The organism is Planococcus dechangensis, assembly GCF_042654465.1.
Classification (GTDB): domain Bacteria; phylum Bacillota; class Bacilli; order Bacillales_A; family Planococcaceae; genus Planococcus; species Planococcus dechangensis.
The window spans coordinates 1,043,118-1,064,341 of sequence record NZ_JBHSGL010000005.1; the positions used below are offsets into that span (position 1 = coordinate 1,043,118).

The 21,224-nt window shown below is 50.1% G+C and carries 18 protein-coding genes; 7 read left to right on the top strand and 11 right to left on the bottom strand.

Annotated elements, in window-relative coordinates; all coding sequences use genetic code 11:
• Positions 1 to 73: 73 nt before the first annotated feature.
• Together ACFO5U_RS08405 and ACFO5U_RS08410 are read left to right on the top strand one after the other, a co-directional pair.
• Positions 74 to 1,417 (top strand): GntP family permease, encoded by a 1,344-nt coding sequence (locus ACFO5U_RS08405; protein WP_377278369.1) that lies wholly within the window; start codon positions 74 to 76, stop codon positions 1,415 to 1,417.
• A gap of 272 nt (positions 1,418 to 1,689) precedes the next feature.
• The gene (locus ACFO5U_RS08410) at positions 1,690 to 3,213 is read left to right on the top strand and encodes a hypothetical protein (RefSeq protein WP_377278371.1); all 1,524 of its coding nucleotides are present in this window, start codon (positions 1,690 to 1,692) and stop codon (positions 3,211 to 3,213) included.
• A gap of 193 nt (positions 3,214 to 3,406) precedes the next feature.
• Here the strand turns inward: ACFO5U_RS08410 and ACFO5U_RS08415 are convergent, their stop codons facing one another.
• The 5 genes from ACFO5U_RS08415 to hxlA form a co-directional block, all read right to left on the bottom strand.
• A complete protein-coding gene (locus ACFO5U_RS08415) occupies positions 3,407 to 3,751 on the bottom strand; it encodes a winged helix-turn-helix transcriptional regulator (protein ID WP_377278372.1) in 345 nt (114 codons plus the stop codon).
• A 90-nt stretch (positions 3,752 to 3,841) separates the two neighbouring features.
• Positions 3,842 to 4,666, bottom strand: a complete 825-nt coding sequence (locus ACFO5U_RS08420) for a Cof-type HAD-IIB family hydrolase (RefSeq protein ID WP_377278374.1) — start codon at positions 4,664 to 4,666, stop codon at positions 3,842 to 3,844.
• Entirely contained in the window at positions 4,654 to 5,283 is a 630-nt protein-coding gene (locus ACFO5U_RS08425) for a cyclase family protein (protein ID WP_377278376.1), read from the bottom strand. Before ACFO5U_RS08425 ends, ACFO5U_RS08420 begins: the two co-directional genes overlap by 13 nt.
• Before the next feature lie 523 nt (positions 5,284 to 5,806).
• Positions 5,807 to 6,361, bottom strand: coding sequence for a 6-phospho-3-hexuloisomerase (gene hxlB, locus ACFO5U_RS08430; RefSeq protein WP_377278378.1), 555 nt, complete (start codon positions 6,359 to 6,361; stop codon positions 5,807 to 5,809).
• A gap of 1 nt (position 6,362) precedes the next feature.
• Positions 6,363 to 7,004, bottom strand: coding sequence for a 3-hexulose-6-phosphate synthase (hxlA, locus tag ACFO5U_RS08435; RefSeq protein ID WP_377278380.1), 642 nt, complete (start codon positions 7,002 to 7,004; stop codon positions 6,363 to 6,365).
• A 505-nt stretch (positions 7,005 to 7,509) separates the two neighbouring features.
• Here hxlA and zwf point away from each other — a divergent pair.
• The 3 genes from zwf (at position 7,510) to ACFO5U_RS08450 (ending at position 11,803) form a co-directional block, all read left to right on the top strand.
• Positions 7,510 to 8,955 (top strand): glucose-6-phosphate dehydrogenase, encoded by a 1,446-nt coding sequence (gene zwf, locus ACFO5U_RS08440; RefSeq protein ID WP_377279481.1) that lies wholly within the window; start codon positions 7,510 to 7,512, stop codon positions 8,953 to 8,955.
• Positions 8,956 to 9,176: 221 nt separating this feature from the next.
• On the top strand, positions 9,177 to 10,592 hold the full coding sequence (gene gndA / locus ACFO5U_RS08445; RefSeq protein WP_377279482.1) for an NADP-dependent phosphogluconate dehydrogenase: 1,416 nt from the start codon (positions 9,177 to 9,179) through the stop codon (positions 10,590 to 10,592).
• A gap of 386 nt (positions 10,593 to 10,978) precedes the next feature.
• Complete coding sequence (locus ACFO5U_RS08450) at positions 10,979 to 11,803, top strand: aldo/keto reductase (protein ID WP_377278382.1); 825 nt, start codon at positions 10,979 to 10,981, stop codon at positions 11,801 to 11,803.
• Between the two features lie 144 nt (positions 11,804 to 11,947).
• Here ACFO5U_RS08450 and ACFO5U_RS08455 read toward each other — a convergent pair whose 3' ends face one another.
• The 3 genes from ACFO5U_RS08455 to ACFO5U_RS08465 all read right to left on the bottom strand — a co-directional run bounded on the left by ACFO5U_RS08455 (position 11,948) and on the right by ACFO5U_RS08465 (position 17,211).
• Complete coding sequence (locus tag ACFO5U_RS08455; RefSeq protein ID WP_377278384.1) at positions 11,948 to 13,084, bottom strand: mannitol-1-phosphate 5-dehydrogenase; 1,137 nt, start codon at positions 13,082 to 13,084, stop codon at positions 11,948 to 11,950.
• A 6-nt stretch (positions 13,085 to 13,090) separates the two neighbouring features.
• Positions 13,091 to 15,169: a BglG family transcription antiterminator gene (locus tag ACFO5U_RS08460; RefSeq protein ID WP_377278385.1), complete on the bottom strand. Its 2,079-nt coding sequence runs from the start codon at positions 15,167 to 15,169 to the stop codon at positions 13,091 to 13,093.
• 101 nt (positions 15,170 to 15,270) lie between these two features.
• A complete protein-coding gene (locus ACFO5U_RS08465) occupies positions 15,271 to 17,211 on the bottom strand; it encodes a PTS mannitol transporter subunit IICBA (RefSeq protein WP_377278387.1) in 1,941 nt (646 codons plus the stop codon).
• 547 nt (positions 17,212 to 17,758) lie between these two features.
• Here ACFO5U_RS08465 and ACFO5U_RS08470 point away from each other — a divergent pair.
• Complete coding sequence (locus ACFO5U_RS08470) at positions 17,759 to 18,028, top strand: phosphocarrier protein HPr (RefSeq protein WP_377278389.1); 270 nt, start codon at positions 17,759 to 17,761, stop codon at positions 18,026 to 18,028.
• The gene (gene ptsP, locus ACFO5U_RS08475) at positions 18,025 to 19,731 is read left to right on the top strand and encodes a phosphoenolpyruvate--protein phosphotransferase (protein ID WP_377278391.1); all 1,707 of its coding nucleotides are present in this window, start codon (positions 18,025 to 18,027) and stop codon (positions 19,729 to 19,731) included. Before ACFO5U_RS08470 ends, ptsP begins: the two co-directional genes overlap by 4 nt.
• A 137-nt stretch (positions 19,732 to 19,868) precedes the next feature.
• Here the strand turns inward: ptsP and ACFO5U_RS08480 are convergent, their stop codons facing one another.
• From ACFO5U_RS08480 to ACFO5U_RS08490, 3 genes are all read right to left on the bottom strand, one after another.
• Positions 19,869 to 20,045 carry a hypothetical protein gene (locus ACFO5U_RS08480; protein WP_377278393.1) on the bottom strand — a complete coding sequence of 59 codons (177 nt, stop codon included), beginning with the start codon at positions 20,043 to 20,045 and terminating at the stop codon, positions 19,869 to 19,871.
• 125 nt (positions 20,046 to 20,170) lie between these two features.
• Positions 20,171 to 20,578: a hypothetical protein gene (locus tag ACFO5U_RS08485; protein ID WP_377278395.1), complete on the bottom strand. Its 408-nt coding sequence runs from the start codon at positions 20,576 to 20,578 to the stop codon at positions 20,171 to 20,173.
• 339 nt (positions 20,579 to 20,917) lie between these two features.
• Positions 20,918 to 21,079, bottom strand: coding sequence for a hypothetical protein (locus ACFO5U_RS08490; protein ID WP_377278396.1), 162 nt, complete (start codon positions 21,077 to 21,079; stop codon positions 20,918 to 20,920).
• Positions 21,080 to 21,224: the final 145 nt, after the last annotated feature.

The window sequence follows — 21,224 nt, forward strand, 5'->3', positions numbered from 1 at the left end:
GTGGCCGCTCCAAAATCTTTTCTAGCTTGGATTTAACAACATAAAAAACTGTATGGATAAAGGAGATGTTTCCATGATTACTGGAAATTTATTAATTGTGATTTTCGTCCTGTCGCTCGCCGCTTTGTTTTTCGCTATTCTTAAACTCAAAGTTGAACCGTTTCTGGCCTTGGTGACGGTCGCTATCCTAACCGCCCTTGTGATCGGCATGCCACTTGCTGAAGTCGCGTCGACCGTCACCACAGGGTTCGGCAATACACTTGCCGGCGTCGGGATCTTGATCGGCCTTGGTGTTATTTTCGGGCAGTTCCTCGGAGCATCCGGTGCCGTTGAAAAAATCGCTCAAGCGGTGCTGAAAGTATTCGGTGTCAACAAGTCGCCGGCCGGCCTCGCATTGACCGGTACGGCAGTTTCCATCCCTGTATTCTTTGATGCTGCTTTTGTTATCTTAAGCGGATTGATTCGCACGCTTTCTAGCAAAACAGGCATCTCTGTCGTCAGCTTCGTGACAGCTCTTGGTGTCGGTTTGATTGTTTCGCATAATATGATCGCCCCAACACCCGGCCCGCTCGTCGTCGCAGAAAACACAGGAGCTGACCTCGGCCTCTTTATTTTGTACGGCATCCTTGTAGCAATTCCGGCGACATTGGTCGGCGGCTATTTATACGGCATGTTCATTGGCAAGCGTGTCAAACATTCCGGTGAAGTAGAAGAAGTGGTCGTGGATAAAGCAGATCTTCCAAAGAAAGAAATCAGCACCGGCTTAAGCTTCTTCATGCTGGCATTGCCGATTGTCTTGATTTTATCGAATACGGTTTCTCAACTATTGATTCCGGATAGCGGGCTATCGAGCGTCTTCGGCTTTATCGGTGAGAAGAACATCGCTCTATTGATCAGTGTGATCGTTGCCATTATCCTATTGCGCCCGTATATTGCAATTCCTAATAACCGTCTCTATTCTGACGCCATCAGCTCGGCCGGTATTATCATCCTCATCACCGGTGCCGGCGGTGCATTCGGTGCCGTCATCAACAGCAGCGGCATCGGCGACCATTTGATCACAACGATGCAAAACTGGAGCATCCCGGTGCTCTTGCTGGCGTTTATTTTCTCGCAAATCCTGCGCGCCTCTCTCGGTTCAGCAACAGTCGCCCTGGTCACCACTTCCAGCATACTCGGGCCTATGATTGCAGAACTTGGCGTATCGCCAATCCTGCTCGGCCTCGCGATTTGTGCCGGCGGAATCGGGCTGTCCCTTCCAAACGACTCTGGATTCTGGGTAGTCAACCGTTTCGGTAAACTAACCGTGCCACAAACGCTTCTCGCTTGGACAGGCGGCGGCTTTATCGCCGGCGTGACAGCTTTGATCACCGTATTGATCCTGAGCTTGTTCAGCGGCATACTGCCTGGTTTGTAAAAAAAAAGCTCACAAGAAAAGCCTACCCCAATTGCTTGCAAGCAATTAGGGTAGGCTTTTTCACTTTGAATTGTGTTATGCACAGGGACACCCCCACATCAAAATCTCGATATAACAGAATTCTACCCTCTCGAATTGTGTTATGCACAGGGACAACATCCACATACAGACAAAAAAAGCATAAAAATAAAAGTCTAATTTTTCCTTATTTATTTTCTCTACCAATTTCGTTACAATAGAGCCATTAGAGATGTAAAGAAAGGGATTTTTCCTTGAAGCTTAAAAAACGCTTTATTTGGTTACTGGCATTCGCAGCTCTCGGCCTTATCTTGATTGCATTTTTGCCATTTAATACAGATCCCACCATCGAAATCGTCTCGAACGGCACAACCGTCTCGGGTGATGCGACCGAACCAACACAACTCGAAGATATAACCGAGGACATCACCTCGTATACAATTGCGCACAATAGCACACAAGCACACCTAACTGCAACGACCCGAACATTCCCGAACGGCGACGAAATGATTTACATCGAAGCGCAGACAGATGGCTATTTCGAGCCGATCACAATGGCGCTGCCGCTTGCCGGCGAGGCAGCCATTCAATATACAGCCGACACCCCCGTTCCGGAGCTGTATCCGCACCGGAAAGCCCGCAAACTCGATGACCCCTTGTCGACGACTTTGCGCTATATCGAAAACGGCGACCGCTCTGCACTTTTCGGCACCGCCGTCTATTTCAACGATATCTCGCATACCTACGACAACGGCGAAACGAGCCGCGTCGTGGAGTTCCAGCGTGAGTCCCCTGCCGTCAGCTATGACCAAGGCTGGAAGCTCGAAATCGAGTTCAAGCCCGGTGAACAACAATTCTCCACGTGGCTTATGGTGTCAAAAGATTCTTTGATTGAAAATGAACAGCTATTCCACCATGTGCATGCCGTCGCTGCTGACGAAATGCGATGGGTCACACCGGACACTTTGTATTCACATGGCGTCAATTCCATTTTCCCGAAAACCGAAAACGCCTTTGTCCGCTCGCTCGTCCGTCAAAGCGGCCGTGCCAGTGCTGTCGCACTCGAACAGCAACCCGCACGCATCTGGGAAAACATCAATCGCCACCAGTTTGCCTCGCTCGAAGCCGCACGAAATGAAGATGGCTTATGGCATAGCGACTACACGAGCACATGGCTCGAACGCGCTTATGATTTCGGCCCTGAATACATCGACACGCGCCATAACGACAATATCTTCCGCAGCCAACTGAGCCGTGCCAAGCATTTCGGCTATAACGATTACGCCGAAGAGCGAGCGGTCTACGCCGACTTTCTCATCGAGATGGCCGATCAAGGCTACACCATTCCCGCAGGCAGCGGCTATTATTTGATCGATTACTTCAATATGGAACGAAAAACGCACGCTTCCCTGAACCATGCGCTCAGCTTGATGAACTACCAATACGACGCTTTCCGCCATTTAGGCGACGAAAAATATTTGGATAGCGCAGAAGCGCAGTTCACAGCATTGCTTCATACCGGCACCGGGTGGGTCAACGACGAAAACACCATCATCTATCAAATGCGCCCGGATGGCACGATGACCGGCCAGGACTATAATTTGGTCACGTATTACGACTTGCTCTACACGAAAAAGCTGCGCCAAGAACTCGAACTCGCCCCATCGGCCATACTCGAGCGCTTGATCGCCGTGAAAGAACAGAATTTGAATGCCAAAGACATTCCGGTCGAAGGCACGCTTGATAATGTGGAACAATTTGTCGGATTGATTGAATAGGAAAAGCGGACATCCAGTCGGTGGATGTCCGCTTTTTGATTTAACTTAAAGTTATGATTAGAATATTCCTTTGTATCGAAACACCTTCATAATGATATAACGTTTTCCAATAACATATACCGCTATGGAGCTATCACATAAACAATCTGTTTCACATCGAACTAGAACATCTTGATGGCAGTCTAACGCCCCATTATCTCTCCTCGTCCAAGTTCCGCTCCATATACCCCTTGCCCCAGTCATACATGGAGTCCAAGATCGGCATCAGGCTTTGGCCTTGCTCGGTGAGTGAATATTCCACTTTGGGCGGCACGACCGGATACACTTCGCGGTGGACGATCAGGTGGTCTTCGAGTTCGCGCAGCTGATTGACCAGCATGCGCTGGGTGATGCCCGGCATGAGTTTCTTCAACTCACCAAAGCGCTTTGTACCGGTTTTCCCTAAATGCCAGAGCACCAGCATCTTCCACTTGCCGCCGATGATGGAAAGGGTCAATTCTTTCTCACAATTGAATGTTTTCTCTCCCAAATTGGGCATTGCGGTCTCCACCATTCTTCGTTAATTTCCGTAAACATCTATCTTACATACGCAGCGAAGTCCGGCTTTCGCTGAAGCCGACGCTATTCGTTAACGTTCCGCATCCGCCAAAGCGCCACGCGGCTCCAAAATGAATTTATTGATGGCGTGAAGCACGCCTTCTTCATTGTTCGACAGACTCGTATAATCCGCCAGCTCTTTCAGTTCCGCAACGGCGTTGCCCATAGCGATGCCGAAGCCGGCCGATTTCACCAGTTCGGCGTCGTTGTGGTTGTCGCCGATGCCGATGATTTCTGAGCGGTCGATGCCGAGCTGTTGTGCCAAGTGAAGCAGGGCACTGCCTTTGTTGGCGTCCGGATGTGTCACTTCGAGGTAGCGCAGTTTAGATTTTTCGATGCACGCCTCGTCGCCAAGCAAAGTCTTCAATTCGTCCTGCAATAGATCGAGAGCTTCCGGCTCGTCGATAAATAGCAATTTCATAAAGCCGTCTTTGGCTAATTTGAGCAGATCCGATTCAACTTCAAAGCCCACTCCCACCTCTTTGGAATAGGCCTTGACCTTGTCGTTTTCCACGGCGCTGTAGAGCACATCGTCTTGATACACTTGGATGTGCATGTTTTTCTCAGCGGCGATGTGGATGCATTTTTGCGCGATTTCATACGGCACAACGCGCTGGCGAAGTGCTTCACCGCCATTGGCTGATTTGATCAGCGCCCCTTGATAAGTGATCATCGGTACGTCGAGACCTAAGTCGAGTGCAATGCGCTGGGCGGATGGGTACATTCTTCCTGTCGCAATCGTCACGACGACGCCGAGTTCCACCGATTTCCGGATAGCAGTCACGGTGTTTTCTGACACCGTCAATTCGTCCGTCAGCAGCGTTCCATCTAAATCGATCGCAATCATTTTGTACATAGATTTGCTCCTTCCAATAGCATGACTCTGGCGGGTGACGCATCGGTACCGACCAATTTCAGCGGCGCAGCGACCATAAAGTAATCGCCTTGCTCCACTTCTTTCAATCGCAAACCTTCTATTATGATGATTTCTTGCCCGAATAAGATTTTATGTGTCGGATGTCCTTCTTGGCTTCTTTCGATGCCGAGCGCATCGATGCCGATGCCGCGAACGCCCAGATCAGCGAGATACTGTGCACCGTCATGTGCCAAAAACACAAAGTCGAAATTGAAATGGTCTTCAAACGAGTTTTGCGTCTTAAACAAAACAAAATCTCCTTGTTCGAGGCCGAACCCTTCCAAGTCCGCTTTCGAAATGCCGTTCGTCACGTTCGTCAAATCCACCACTTTGCACTCGCCGACCAAGCTCTCTAGCGGAATCGATTCAAACGTGTCGCCGCCTTCTTTCATGTGCAGCGGTGCGTCGATATGGGTGCCGGTATGGACATCGAGCTCCATGCGCGTTTCGGTCACATAGCCATTGGTTTGCTGGTTCAGTTTCGGCTGTTTTTCGGGTTTGTCTTTGTATACGGCCATCCCTTCAAAGATAGCCCCTGTAATATCATGTATTTTCATTTGATTCATCCTTTCAATGCTAGTATCCATTCCATAACTTTCTCATGGCAGCAGCCCCATTGTCCAATGGAAAAGCCTATCCTGCCCGTTTTACTAAAAAATCAAGAGTGAACGACAACTTATACTTGATATCTAATGATTTGCAGACTTCTTGTAAGATATGGAGTAAAATCGCGGAGACTCCCGCGGGGCAGCGTAGCGACGAGACAGCCGAGACCCCGCAAGGAATGAATGAGTGAAGCTTAGCTGAACGCATTCATTTGCGACGCATTTACGAAGTAAATCTGGGAGCACAAGGGCTTCGCAGCGACTGAGGAGGCTTGGCGCTCGCCCGCAGGAAATGAATACGCGAGGCCTCGCTGAGCGCATTCATTTGCGATGCTCGAACGCAGGGAGAGTTGAGCAAAGATTTACTCGCAGCGATTTTGCGGAATATCCATTGCTGAATTTTGCTAGTTAAATCCAAAAACCATTAAAAAAAGCTTGAGTCCATTAAAATCCAGACCCAAGCTTTTTCGTCGTGCTATTCCAAATTGGCGTGCGTGCCGTACATGGTGTCGGATGTCAGTTGGTGCTTGTCCATATAGCTCAAGATCAGCGCGTCGTATAACACGAGCAGCGATTGTTCGAACAGCGAACCCATCGGTTGAATGGATTTGCCGCTTGCACCTTCCGCTTTGGCTTGCGCCGGGATGGTGATGTGGATATCGCCAAGCTTGCCGATGGACGATTCCGGATTGGTCGTCACGGCCGCGACCGTGGCGCCGATCGTTTTGGCTTTTTCTGTCATCGCGAGCAAGCTGCCGGTTTCCCCAGAGCCTGAGCCGACGATGAACAAATCACCCGCTTCCAGACTCGGAGTCACCGTTTCTCCGACGACATAGGCGTTCAAGCCCATGTGCATCATGCGCATGACGAACGCTTTCGCCATAAAGCCGGAGCGGCCGCCACCTGCGACAAAAATCTGGTTCGCCTGCCCCATCGCGGACACCAATTGATCGGCTGTTTCGTCGCTCACCTGGCCGAGCGTGTGCGACAGTTCCGCCAAAATATCCGTTGTAAAGCTGGAAGAGTTCATATTAGACTGTGACGCTTTCTTTAATCAGCGCTTGGATTTTCGCCGCTTCGGACTTTTTGTCGTCTTTGCCCGTGATGCCGCCGCCGACAATGATCAAGTCCGGCTGTGCTTGGATGACTTCCGGCAATGTTTCCAATTTGATGCCGCCGGCAATCGCCGTTTTCGCGTTTTTCACGACGCTCTTGATAGTGCGCAAGTCTGCGAATGAATCTTTGCCTTCTGCCTGCAAATCATAGCCTGTGTGGACGCAAATATAATCTGCACCAAGCAAGTCCAGCTCAGCGGCACGCGTTTCGATGTCTTTGACGGCAATCATGTCGACGAGGATTTTCTTGCCGAGTTTCTTCGCCTCTTCGACTGCGCCTTTAATGGAAGAATCTTCTGCTTGTGCCAAAATCGTGATGATGTCCGCTCCTGCAGCTGCAGCATTGCCGACTTCATAAGCGGCAGCGTCCATGATTTTCACGTCTGCCAATACTTCCAAGTGAGGGAACGCGGCTTTGATTTCGCGAACGGCGTTCAATCCTTCTTTGTTGATGACCGGCGTGCCGAGTTCGACGATGTCGATCGAGTCCTCGACTTGTTTAATCAATTCGATTGCTTGTGGAATGTCCACCAAATCTAATGCGAGTTGTAATTTCATATATGTGTATCTCCTCATGTACGTATTTTGATTCAACCCAAGTGTAAGTCCTGCCGTCTTTCCTGTGAAGTACGCACTTTAATATCACATACAGACAAAAAGTATACCGTCCCCACCGAACTAACAGCCGGAATGGGAATTGTCAGAGAAATATCGCACTAATCTTTTTATAAGCCATAGCAATTTTGATGTGATAAAGTGAAAAATGGAGAAAAAATACGAAGAAACGGCATGGCAGTCGTCTTGCCCACTGCGCGTTGGATATGCAGCGGTCCCGTCCATCGGTTTCCGCTCCGGCCACAGTATACTTTTCCACAGTAACTGTATTTTAAATGCGTACTTACGATAACCTTTGCAGTTCCTTATAATGAGAGCCGATGCGGTTATCATTCCATAGACATATCCGGATTTACACACTAGGAGGATTTTACAGATGAGCACACAGACTCTGATCGCAGATTCACCGACCCATGATGAGTCCATCCATTCGCAAGAGTTACAGCATATGCAAAAAATGAGCTTTGTGTTATTCGGCGCAACAGGCGATTTGGCACAACGCAAATTGTTTCCCGCTTTATATAATCTTTACCTCGATGGCAAACTGCCCGACACCATTTCCATACTCGGCCTAGGAAGAGCCGAACGGTCGGATAAGGAGTTTCAATCAAAAGTGGAGCAATCGCTCGGTCTTTATTCTAGAAGGCCCGTCCACGCCGCTTCGCTGCCAGCATTCTTGGAGAAATTTCGCTACTGCGCATTCGATGCGACAAACATGGACGCCTATGACCGATTGCACGAACTAATCGAAACACGTGAAGACGAACTCGGCATTCCGCAAAACCGGCTGTTCTATTTATCGGTCGCTCCCGGTTTGGTCGACCTCATCACATCCAATCTCCACGCCAGCGGCATCAGCCAGCAAGACGGCTGGAAGCGGCTCGTCGTCGAAAAACCGTTCGGCACCGATCTCGAAACAGCGCGCGCGTTGAACCATAAGCTGAGCACTGTGTTCGCTGAAGAGGAAATCTACCGGGTCGATCATTACCTCGGCAAGCCAATGGTCCAAAACTTAAAAACTTTGATCTGGGCCAATCCGCTGCTGGAATCGGTGCTCAACCACCAGCAAATTTCCAATGTTCAAATCACGGCCAGTGAAACGGTCGGCGTAGAAGACCGCGCGGAGTATTATGACAAAGCAGGCGCGATTCGCGATATGGTCCAAAACCATTTGCTCCAGCTCGTCATGATGACCGCCAGTTACCTGCCCGTCAACTTGAGAAAAACGACAGACCCTGTCCAAAAAACGGACATTATCGAATCGCTCGAACCGATCATGAAAGAACTGGCGCACCAGCATATCGTCCGCGGCCAGTATGAACCCGGCGAAATCGAAGGCACATCCGTTGTTGGCTATAAAGAAGAGGCCGGAGTCGATGACAGCTCGAAAAACGACACCTATTTCGCTGCCCGCATCTCGATCGATCATCCTTCTTGGCGCGGCATCCCCTTCTATATCCGCACCGGCAAACGCATGAACGAGAAATCGACGCAAATTGTCATCGAATTCGAAAGCCCTGCAGAAGATTCGCACGGTTTGCAAGGACTGTCCCCCAATTTACTGGTGCTGGAAATCAGCCCGAACGAAAGCATTTCGCTGCGCGTCAACTTGAAAGACCCGGCAAGTGACCGCTTCAAGCCGGTGTGGACCAAGTTTTCCACCGACTCGCACGACCAACCGGAAGCGTACGAACTGCTGCTGCACGATGCATTGCGCGGCAACTCCACCTTCTTTGCCGATTGGAAAGAAGTCGAGCTGTCGTGGAAATGGACACAGCCTTTATTGGAAGCTTTCCAAGAAGACCTCTTGCCATTGCATCTGTATCCAGCCGGATCAACCGGCCCCGCAGTGGTCAATGAGTTATTATTGCCCGGCAAACTTGAATGGTGGTAACACATCGTAAATGAGTTGAACGAAATATGAGTGGATTTCTGCTCTTATTGGACAGGTAGATCGGCAGACTATGTGCCAGCTATACTGCAAAATCACGGAGACCACTGTGGGTTTGCAGCATAGCTAAAGAAAAACTGTCCGTTCAACTTATACATAAGCAAATGAAAATATTTTTTTAAAAAACAGACATTCGACAATTATTGGAAAGTGAAGGTGAACAGATCATGAAACAGCACATTGGCGTTCTCGGCTTAGGGGTAATGGGAAAAAACTTGGCGCTTAATATGGAGAGCAATGGCTATTCGGTATCGATCTATGATTATTGGAGCGACCGGGTGGACGAAATGGCTCAAGAACTGGGACAAGAACAACGCATTGTTGGCACATACAGCATCGAAGAATTCATCGCTTCCTTGGAAGCACCGCGCAAAATCCTCATGATGGTCAAGGCAGGCGAAACGACCGACAGCGTCATCGACTCGCTCATCCCGCATCTGGAGCAGGGAGACATCATCATCGATGGCGGCAATTCCTTTTTCGAAGACACCAACCGCCGGGCACAGCGCTTGGAACAAGCCGGCTTGAATTTCATCGGTGCCGGCATTTCCGGCGGAGAAGTAGGCGCGCGTTACGGCCCTTCGATCATGCCGGGCGGACCGAAAAATGCCTATGATCAAATCCAGCCGATTTTGGATGCCATTTCCGCAAAAGTCGACGATATGCCCTGCAGCACGTATATGGGGTCTGCAGGAGCCGGCCATTACGTGAAAATGGTCCACAACGGCATCGAATACGGCGACATGCAATTGATCTCCGAAGCCTATTTCATCATGAAGCACGCACTCGGCCTGTCGAACCAGCAAATGGCGGACATCTTTTCAGAATGGAACGAAGGCGAACTCGACAGCTACTTGATTGAAATCACCGCCGACATCTTGAACAAGCAAGACGATGAAACCGGATTGCCCCTCCTCGACTTGGTCTTGGATAAAGCCGAGCAGAAAGGCACCGGCAAATGGACGAGCCAGAACGCATTGGATTTGGGCGTTTCCTTGCCGATCGTGACAGAATCCGTATTCGCGCGCTTCAATTCCAGCATGAAAGACGAACGGGTCGCAGCCAGCACAATCTTGGCAGGCCCCGAAGCGTCAAGCTATACAGGCGACGCCCCCGACATGATCGAATCGATCCGTCAAGCTTTGTATATGAGCAAAATTTGTTCCTATGCGCAAGGCTTTGTCCAATTGCGCACCGCCTCCGAAACGTACGGCTGGAACATCCCTTACGGCGACGTAGCGATGATCTTCCGCGGAGGATGCATCATCCGTGCGCGATTCCTGCACAATATCAAAACCGCATTCGACCACAATCTCGGCTTGCCCAACTTATTGGTCGATCCATACTTCCAACAAGCAACCGCCGACTACCAGCAATCGCTGCGCAACGTGCTCGCCTTGGCCATTCAGCAAGGCATTCCCGCCCCTGCGTTTTCCAGCGCATTGGCTTATTACGACAGCTACCGCACCGCGTCATTGCCAGCAAACCTGATCCAAGCCCAGCGCGATTATTTCGGCGCCCATACGTACCAGCGCACCGACAAAACCGGCAGTTTCCATACCGACTGGTCTTCCAACTAATAGCAGCTGCTCGGTTTGCTTGTAAGCTGAAAATAAAAAAACCGCATCCTATCGCCTGTGTCAGGCCATACGGATGCGGTTTTACTTGTGTTTGAAAGGGATGACCGAACCCCCCTCAGCTTTTCTAGTCGGAATAGGCGACAATACCAGCCAGAATTGTGTGGCGCACAGGGACGCACAGCCACCCTGCGACATGAAAAACCTTATCACAGCGGGTTTTCTGCGTTGCGGATGCGGCTGGAATTGTGTCTTGCACAGGGACACGCACAATAAATCCCTTCGGAAAACGAAGTTTTTTTCAACTTACCGGCAAATTAACGCATAGTTTTGAAAAGCGAAGGGTATCTTACAATTGTTGTACTAAAACACGAAAAGGGGAATGACCTATGAATCACGTAATATTGAACAATAAACTAGAAATGCCGCAACTCGGATTCGGCGTTTGGCAAGTCGACAACGACCAAGCCGCCGCTGCCGTATCAAAAGCACTTGAAACCGGCTATACGTCGATCGATACAGCGATGATCTACAAAAACGAAGCAGGCGTCGGACAAGCGTTAAAAGAAACGAACGTGCCGCGCGAAGACCTGTTCATCACTACGAAAGTATGGAACGCCGACCAAGGCTATGACAACACTTTGCGCGCATTTGACGAAAGTTTGGAACGCCTCGGACTCGACTATGTGGACCTGTACCTCATCCACTGGCCGACACCTGAATTCGACCAATACGTCGACACGTATAAAGCATTGGAAAAACTCCACAAAGACGGCCGCGTCAAAGCAATCGGCGTCTGCAACTTCGAAGCCGAGCATTTGCAGCGCCTATTGGATGAATGCGACGTACCGCCGGTGCTCAACCAAATCGAATGCCACCCGTACTTGGCGCAAAACGAATTAAAAGAGTTCTGCGCACAGCACGATATTTTCGTAGAAGCGTGGAGCCCGCTCGACCAAGGCGGCGAAGTGCTGCAGGACGAAGTGATACAACAAATCGCTGAAGCTCACAAAAAATCCCCAGCACAGATCGTCTTGCGCTGGCACCTGCAGAACAACACAATCGTCATCCCGAAATCGGTCACACCGTCCCGCATCGAAGAAAACTTCGACGTCTTCGGCTTCGAGCTGAGCGAAGAGGACATGAACCAAATCGACGGCTTGAACCAAAATCGCCGCAAAGGCGCACACCCGAACGAAATGAACGTTCGCTAATATGAAAACAGCCCATTCCTTAGCTGGAATGGGCTGTTTTTTTATTGGAATTGTGTGGTGCACAGGGACGAACGGGCACACAAATCCCGCCATGACGGGAATTCCGGCCGCTAAATTGTGTGATGCACAGGGACACGTACTACACTACGACAACAACTCATACTGCCGCACAACTTCTCTGGCGATGTCGCTGTCTGCGTCCAGGCCACACACTTGCTTCAAGACTGACTCTGGCCCGCCTCTTTTGATCATGTCCTGGATCTTCACCGCTTCTTCGTCTTCTGCGTTATCGAACAATAATGCCGCGGCGATCGCTTTCGCAAGATGCGTATATCCCAATCCCGCTTTTTGCGCTTGCACAGCTGGACGCACGAGGCGGTCTTCCGGGCCGAGCTTGCGGATCGGCGCGCGTCCGACGCGCGTGACGCCGTCGTTCAAATAAGCATTTTTGAAGCGCTCGATGTTCTTGTCGATATAGGCGAGATGCTCTTCTTCATCCAAGCCGTATTGTTTCACCAGATACGCTCCCGTCTCTTTCAAGGTTTCTCTTACTTCGCGTTCGATTTCCGGGTCGGCCAATGTTTGGTCGATGGTTGGTTTGCCGGCCAAATAGCCGAAATACGCAATGACCGCATGTCCAGTATTGACCGTGAACAGTTTGCGTTCGATAAACGGCGCCAAGTCTTTGACGGTCGTCATTCCTTCCACATGCGGGATGTCCAGGTCCGTTTCCACGACCCATTCAAAATAAGGCTCGACCAACACATCGAGTGAATCTCCTTCTTGAATCGGCACAATGCGGTCGACCGCTGAATTGAAGAAATAGACCTTGCCGGCCAGCTGCGCTTTCGCTTCGTCGCTCAAATGGCTCAAAATATGACCTTTCAAGATATCGGTCGCGCCAATCTGGTTTTCGCAGGCAATGATGTACAATTTTTCCGAACCCGCATTGACACGCGCTTCAATGCCGCGCGCGATGAGCGGCGCAATCCGCGGTAAAATATTGGGCCCGATTGCCGTCGTCAAATACGTCGCTTCCATGATCTTCGCGATAGCCGCGTCCTCGTTTGTCATATTATTGATCCCCGAGACATTTTCCACCAATGTGCTTTCGTCGGTTTCCTGCGCCAATTTCACACGGTACTTGCCTTGTTCATTCAAATGATTGATGATGTTGTCCGCCACATCGACAAAGCTTACGTGGTAGTCCGATTGGGAAAACAACGCCCCGATAAAGCCCCTGCCGATATTGCCTGCTCCAAAATGAATCGCTTGTTTCATAAACACTCATTCCTTCATTAAGTTATTTTGTAGATAATCAAAAAACAAATCTTCCAGCTTGTCGCGGATGACCTCTTCATTCGATGAAGAGAAAATCATCATCGCCGCTTCGCTTTCAATGAGGCTCGAACTGATCAAGCTCATGATTTCCTGTTCCCGTTCCGTCAAATCGAGCGGCGTCAGCATGAGCAAGAGATTGTTCATCTGCACCACTCCGCCGTCCATGCCTTGAACCGGGCTCGGCGCATCCAAATGCACCACTTGAAACAGCAGCTCCTGCACCGACGCATCGCGGCAATGAAACAGCGCCATATTGGTCCCCGGAATGCCGAGCCCGCCTTTTGTTTCGCGTTCTTTTAATTGACGCAAAGTGCTCTCCGCATCGGTGACCAGCCCGCTTTGCTGCGCCTCTTCCAGCACTTCTTCCAGCACGAGCCAATAATTCGCACCGCGTTTTTTCAACACTTGGAAATGCCTGAGTATCGCTTCCATGCTCAGCTGCACTTCCTTGATTTCCTGCAGCAGCGCCTGAAGGTTCGGGCGGTCTTTCCGTTTGCCCGCATCGCCAGGCTTGCCGATCGGCAAATAGCGGTTGTTGCGCGTCACTTTTTCGATATTGTGCTGCAAATAATTTTCGATATGGCCGATGTCCTGGTCGCTCAACAGCGGGCTCACCATCAAATAATCGACATCGGTGACCGGCAGGCGGATCGTGGAAATGACCAAATCGTAGTCACGGAAATCGGCGGCATGGAAATCGTGGATCGATAAGATTTTCACCGAATCGATTTCCGGCAATTCTTTTTGGATGCGGCTCGCGAGCATCTTCGACGTGCCGATGCCAGTCGGGCACACAACAACAGCATCAATACGCACCCGCTCCTCGTTCATCAATAACGCGGAACCGAAATGAAGCGCGATGAATGCGACCTCATCAGCCGGAAACTCGAGGTCTTCAAATTCGGTTTCCAAGCTTTGCTTGACCGCCAAAAACAACACCGGATACTTTTTCTTGATCTCATCGGTCAGCGGATTGAAAGTTTCCATGTTTTGCTTAAGCCGGAAAATCGCCGGCTCCATATGGGCGAGCAGCCCTTGATACAGCGAGAAATCTTTGCTCAAATCGACATGCAGCTGCGTCGACACGTCGTGGATCAAGTTTTTGATGAGCTTGCCGAGCAGTACGCTGTCGTAATACAACAAGTTCGATGCCTGCATTTTCGATCCCTTTAAGACGACGGCGAGAAACTGCATATCGGCACCAGACAATGACACACCGAGACGCTGTGTCAGCTCTTCGCAAATCGAGTTGATCACGTCATGCTCAGCGCCCGGTTCGACTTCCGGCTGTGGCCCGAGCAAGAAGCCGCCTTCGGTTCGCTCGAGTGCCAGTGTGATGTGAACCACCAGGCCGGTGTAATCACTGTCGGCGAGACGGAGTTGTTCATGGGTGATCGTTTCCCCGACCAATTCGTTGACCATCGCCAAATATTGAGGCGACAAGCAGCCCAGAATCTTCTCTTCAGGCAGTTTCCCTTGCTGCAAGGCATACAAACTTTCGATTAGCTCTTCATAGAAATAAATGAGCAAATAATTGGCCAGTGCATGGCGTTTATTGGCTTCTTGCCCGTCCAGTTCCACACCGACGCCGCGCTGACGTGACAGCGACACCGAAAACTTGCGCAGCCACTGCGTCAATTCGTCCAAATACGCCGTCAGTGTCGTCGTACTGATGCCGAGTTGGTTGGACAGCACTTGCTTTTTGAAAAACGAGCCTTCGGTCAACAAAATGACCAACAAGCGCAGCTTTTTTTCTTCCGCCGTTTCTTCCGCTGGGCTCGAGGACGCTAAACTTTGCATGAGACGATACACTTGCTCGTTATTGCCCTCGATATACAGCCCATCCGCCGCATTGCGCTGAATCGCCAAGCCGAAGCCGGCCAACAGCTTTTCCACCGATTTCAAATCCCGTTGAATGGTCCGCGCACTGACGTCCAGATACGTTGCCAGGGAATGCACCGTATGTTTCGCGGACATTCTGGTAACCAGTTCGATGATGGATTTCTCCCTAACCGTGACGAACACCCACCTCACCCACTCCCTTTGCAGCTCTTTTTCTTAGTGTAAATGATAATGGAAATAAAATAGCACAAAAAGGCAGGATTTCCCCTGCCTTTTCATGGTGGTTATTTGCTGTTTAAGATGTCGAGCAGTTCTTTCGGGGATTTCGCTGCGACGAGTTCGTCGACATTCGATTGCTCAGCGCAGATGACCGCGATGCCGGAGAGGATCTCCAGGTGCGTGCCGTCTTTGCCGGCGATGGCGAAGATCAATTTTGCTTTCTCTCCGTCAAAGTCCACGCCGTCCGGTACTTGGACGACTGTAAAGCCGGATTTGATGACCGCTTTTTTCGCTTCTTCAGTGCCGTGTGGAATCGCGACGTCATTGCCCATATAGGTCGTCGTGATTTCTTCACGCTTGAGCATTTCGTCGACATATGACGGCTCCACGTATCCAGCCTTGACGAGTGCGTCTCCGGCAAAGCGGATCGCTTCTTCTTTATTACGGAATCGTTTATTGATGAAAATATTGTCTTCTGTCAAGAGCGGAGCGTCGCCTGCATCACCTGTTGCCGCATGCGCTTCGCTGTCGTCGACCAATGCCGATTGTTCTTTTGTTTCATTATGCTTCATGCGTTCGATCAATCGGTCGTATTCCGGGCTCGAGAGGAAATTGTCCACCGAAATATGGTACGCATCCGGACGTTTGTCTCTCGCACGCGGCGTCAATTTGTCCTGCGTGATGATGATTTGCGAATCAGCCGGGATCGAACTTATCGCGCTGTTCGTCACTTTAATGTGCATGCCCGCTTCTTTTACTTTCTTACTGAGGAGTGATGCGCCCATTGCGCTCGACCCCATGCCAGCGTCGCAAGCAAAGACGATCTTTTGGACATCGTCCGGGAACTTGCCGCTTGCTGTAGAAGCCGCACCCACAGCTCCAGCACTAGCGCCGAGTGCGCCGGAAACCGAACTTTTCTTGCCTTTCATTTCTTCCATTCTCTTTGTCGCTTCTGCCACGTCTTCGTCAGTTTCCGTATCTTTGCTGCGTTTTAGCACAATTGCGGAAATGGCGAATGACACAAGCGCTGCCACGAGTATTGCGGTAAAGTTTGCTACATAAGCCATGCCTTCAGGCGGAGTGACGGCCGTAATGGCGAATATGCTCCCTGGTGATGCAGGGGCCATCAAGCCGCCGCCCATCAATACAAGGGTGAATACGCCGCTCATGCCGCCGAAAATGACTGCCAGTAAAAGCATCGGCTTCATCAACACGTACGGGAAGTAAATCTCGTGGATCCCGCCGAAGAATTGGATGATAATCGCACCAGGTGCCGATTGTTTGGCAATCCCTTTGCCGAAGAACATGAACGCCAACAAGACGCCAAGCCCAGGCCCTGGGTTTGCTTCGAGCAGGAACAATACCGATCTACCGGCTTGCTGCACTTGCTCGAGTCCGAGCGGTGTCAAAATGCCGTGGTTGATGGCGTTATTGAGGAACAGGATTTTCCCCGGTTCGATCAATATGCTCGTCAGCGGCAATAGCCCCGTCTCAAGCAGCCAGTCAACGCCGGACACCAATACGCGCGTTAACGCGCTGACGGCCGGGCCGATCGACAGGAACGCCAAGATGGCGAGCGCACCACCGAGAATACCGGCGGAAAAGTTATTGACGAGCATCTCGAAACCAGAGCGGATCTTGCCTTCGAGCAAACGGTCGAATTGCTTGATGACCCATGCTGCCAATGGACCCATAATCATGGCGCCAAGGAACATCGGTGTATCCGGTGCCCCGACGATAACCCCCATCGTCGCAATCGCACCGATGACACCCCCGCGTTGGTCATGGACGAGTCGCCCACCTGTATAACCGATCAACAGCGGCAGCAAGTACGTAATCATCGGGCCGACTAATGAAGCGAAATCTTCATTCGGGAAAAAGCCCGTCGGAATAAATAATGCCGTAATTAACCCCCAAGCGATAAACGCGCCGATGTTCGGCATTACCATGGAACTCAAAAAATTCCCGAACTTCTGGACGTTCATCTTAATGTTTGATCCATTCATCCTTTTCACCCTCTCTTAAGAGTTCCGCCTGTATTGAAAGTTTCACCACATTCCGCCAACCTGCTTCGCTTTCCCGCGGGAAAGGTGTTGACCGAAGCTTGCGAGGTCAATCCTTTGCGACGCAGTGCGCAGCGCTGTGGGAGCAGTAAGGTTTTATCCGCAGGTTGGCTTCATTTTTCGTAGTAGAACGGTGCGTTAAACTTCCAATTCAATTTGTAAAACTCTTTTGTTTGTTAATTCAGATTATACGCTCAATGTGTAAGCGCATTCAATCGTTTGAAAAGCCATCTTTGTCGCAGCCTTCCGGACAAGGCTGTCGTTTCTGTTAATTGTGTCTTGCACAGGGATAAATCGCCTCCCGTTTCCAGTGAAAACCGCATGGCATCAACTGTTCTGAATGCGCGGCGAGGTTTGAATTGTGCCTTGCACAGGGAAACTCTAAAAGAGGCGCGTCGACTTTCTGCTGTCACACTTTGATTTTTGGCCGTCAGATGTCATAATGATGAATGAATTCACTTATACACTTCATCCTGAGGAGGAATTATTAATGGTAGAAAAAACATTTACAATCACAGACCCAGCAGGTATGCACGCACGTCCAGCTTCAGCACTCGTCGGTTCACTGGCTAAGTTCCAATCCGATATCACAATGGAATTCAAAGGCAAGAAAGTCAACTTGAAATCCATCCTTGGCGTCATGTCACTTGGCATCCCTTCCGGATCGGATGTCGTGATCGCGGCTGACGGCCCGGACGAAGAAGAAGCCTTGGCATCAATTGAGCAAACACTCAAAGCAGAAGGAATCTCAAACGGATGAACCGCCTCTCCGGAATCGCAGCCTCGAACGGCATTGCCATCGCCAAAGCGTTCCGTTTAGAACATCCGGAACTGAATACAGAGAAGAAAAATGTGGCCGACGCACAAGCGGAAATCGAACGCTTCCAAGGCGCGGTCAAGCAATCGATCGCTGAACTGCAAATCATCAAAGAAAAAACAGCCGCCGAGATCAGTGCCAAAGAAGCGGCCATTTTTGGCGCCCATTTGCTCGTGCTGGAAGATCCGGAATTAATCGGGCCGATCACCGACAAAATCAACAGCGACAGCGTCAACGCGGAGTTCGCACTGAAAGAAACCTCGGACATGTTCATCAATATGTTCGAAGCGATGGACAACGAATACATGAAAGAGCGCGCTGCCGATGTGCGCGACGTCAGCACACGCGTACTCGCCCATTTGCTTGGCGTCAAAGTCCAGAATCCGAGTTTGATCACCGACGAAGTGATCGTCATCGCAGACGATTTGACACCTTCTGACACGGTCCAACTCAACCCGAAATACATCAAAGGATTTATCACCGATATCGGCGGACGCACGTCCCACTCCGCGATTTTGGCTCGCACATTGGAAATCCCGGCGATTGTCGGCGCCAAAACGGCACTCGCGACAATCGACAACGGAACCATTGTCATCATCGACGGCGAACAAGGCGACATCTTGATCGATCCGGATGACGCGACTCTCGCTGAATACAAAGAAAAGCATGAAGCATACAGCCGTCAAAAAGCTGAATGGGCCAAGCTGAAAAACGAAGCGACCGTCACCAAAGACGGCGTCGCGGTCGAACTCGGCGCCAATATCGGCACACCGAAAGATCTCACCGGCGTCCTTGACAACGGTGGTGAAGCGATCGGCTTGTACCGCACCGAATTCTTGTATATGGGTCGCGACACGTTCCCAACAGAAGAGGAACAATTCGATGCCTATTCGGCCGTCTTGAAAGGCATGGAAGGCAAGCCGACCGTCGTCCGCACACTCGACATCGGCGGCGATAAAGAATTGTCTTACCTGGACTTGCCGAAAGAACTCAATCCGTTTCTAGGTCTTCGCGCGATTCGCTTATGCCTTGAGATGCCGGACATGTTCCGCACGCAGCTTCGTGCCTTACTGCGCGCAAGCGTCCACGGCAACCTCAAGATCATGTTCCCGATGATCGCCACACTCGATGAGTTCCGCCAGGCGAAAGCCTTGCTGAAAGAAGAGCAAGCGAAACTCGAATCACAAGGCGTCGCTGTCAGCGATTCCATCGAAGTAGGCATCATGGTGGAAATTCCGTCCACTGCCGTCATGGCCGACACGTTCGCAAAAGAAGTCGACTTTTTCTCTATCGGCACGAACGATCTGATCCAGTACACGATGGCCGCTGACCGCATGAACGAAAAAGTATCGTATCTGTACCAACCGTATAACCCGGCCATCCTGCGCCTCGTGAAGACCGTCATCGACGCGTCCCACAAAGAAGGCAAATGGACCGGCATGTGCGGCGAGATGGCAGGAGACGAAATCGCCATCCCGATTCTCCTCGGCCTCGGCCTGGACGAATTTTCGATGAGCGCATCGTCGATCCTGAAAGCCCGCTCGCAACTGAGCCGCCTGTCAAAAGCGGACATGTCAGCGAAAGTCGAACACATTCTCGGACTCGCGACTTCCCAGGAAGTTGAAGACTACGTGAAAAGCCTATAATGCCAAAAAAGCCGTGAACTCAATTGAGTTCACGGCTTTTTTGATGATTGAATTGTGTGGCGCACAGGGACATCCGAGCAGCAAAATCCCAACGCGACGCGAATCGCGCCATTTGAATTGTGTCGTGCACAGGAACATTATTGCTGCGCTTGCGCTTGTATTTTCATAACCTTGCTCTCCACCGGCACATGCCACTGCGGTGTTGTTTTCTCGAGTTTATATTGTTTATAGCCGTTAATATATTCCTCATAAGTTTGCAAATAGGTTTTAGCCGGGCTCTCCATTGTTGTTTGGTCTTTTACAATTGTCGTCATCCGATTCATCCTCCTCGATTTTGGTCCTTACAAGTATTCATCGTGCGGCTTGAAATCTTCTTCTATCAATCAGGCAAGAAATCTGCTATAACGCCTGGACCATATAAAGGCTGTTTGAGCTGCGCTCATTTCTTGTCGAGCACACCAAGCGCATCCGACAGGCGTTCAGCAAAATCAGCGAAAGGTTCTTTGGATACCAACTGCAGTGAATGTTTCCCACCGTATACCGACGAACTTTGTGAATAACTTGTCGGCAGCAGAAGCGGATGCTCAATCAGCGCACGCATAAATCGCTGCACTTCCTCAACCGGCAGCAGAATTACCCCCTCGTTCACCCCTTGTTGCTCATCCCGTGACAGCTTAACGGAAATTTCCCGGTTCGATGGCCAGGCAATATATAATTCTGGCCCAAAATGCATTTCGGATTCCATTTTGTTGTCGTTCCGACAATGCCCTTCTTTTTTCGCCACTTCACGGACCCCATACTCTGCGGCCTTTTCGACTGGTGGTGTTGCGTGGTGTGCGTCCATCATGTCAACCATTCCCCCGCTCGCTTTACTTTTTGTACCATCCCATTCTCGTAAGCCCTTGGCTAATTGAATCTATATTCTCGGTTCCGGAAAAAATGCTCAAAACTATTATGTTTCACACCGCTATCCTATTCCACATGCCATCAAAATAATTTTCTGAAAACAAGAACTTTTCTATCAATAGTACTTCCAACCTCAATTAATTAACAAAACCATCATCTGTATAACGATTAACACTCCAATAAACCTATATGATACGCCAATATATGTAAAGTACTCTATAAAAAGTCTTATTATTCAGATAAAAATTCGTTTTTCTTATATACTTTTTAATTTTATACATTACCTTTCGATCATCTCCAAAACAGCAAGCATGACTTTAGCATCTCCACTGGTTGCTGCTTTCCCGCACCCTTTTACTTCACTAGTTTTCGAAAGCCACTTGGCAGATTTTCCTGATAAAGGTAAATTGAAATAATGATTTTTTGAAAGTTTTTTTGTCACTTATCATCTTTCTATCCGAGAACTTCACGTTTATGACTATCCGGTAAAGATTATAAAGATACAAATAAACGAAGCGACCACGCTTTCGAATTGTGTCACGCACAGGGATATTCAACACACAGATTCCCTCTAAGACGCGAATCGC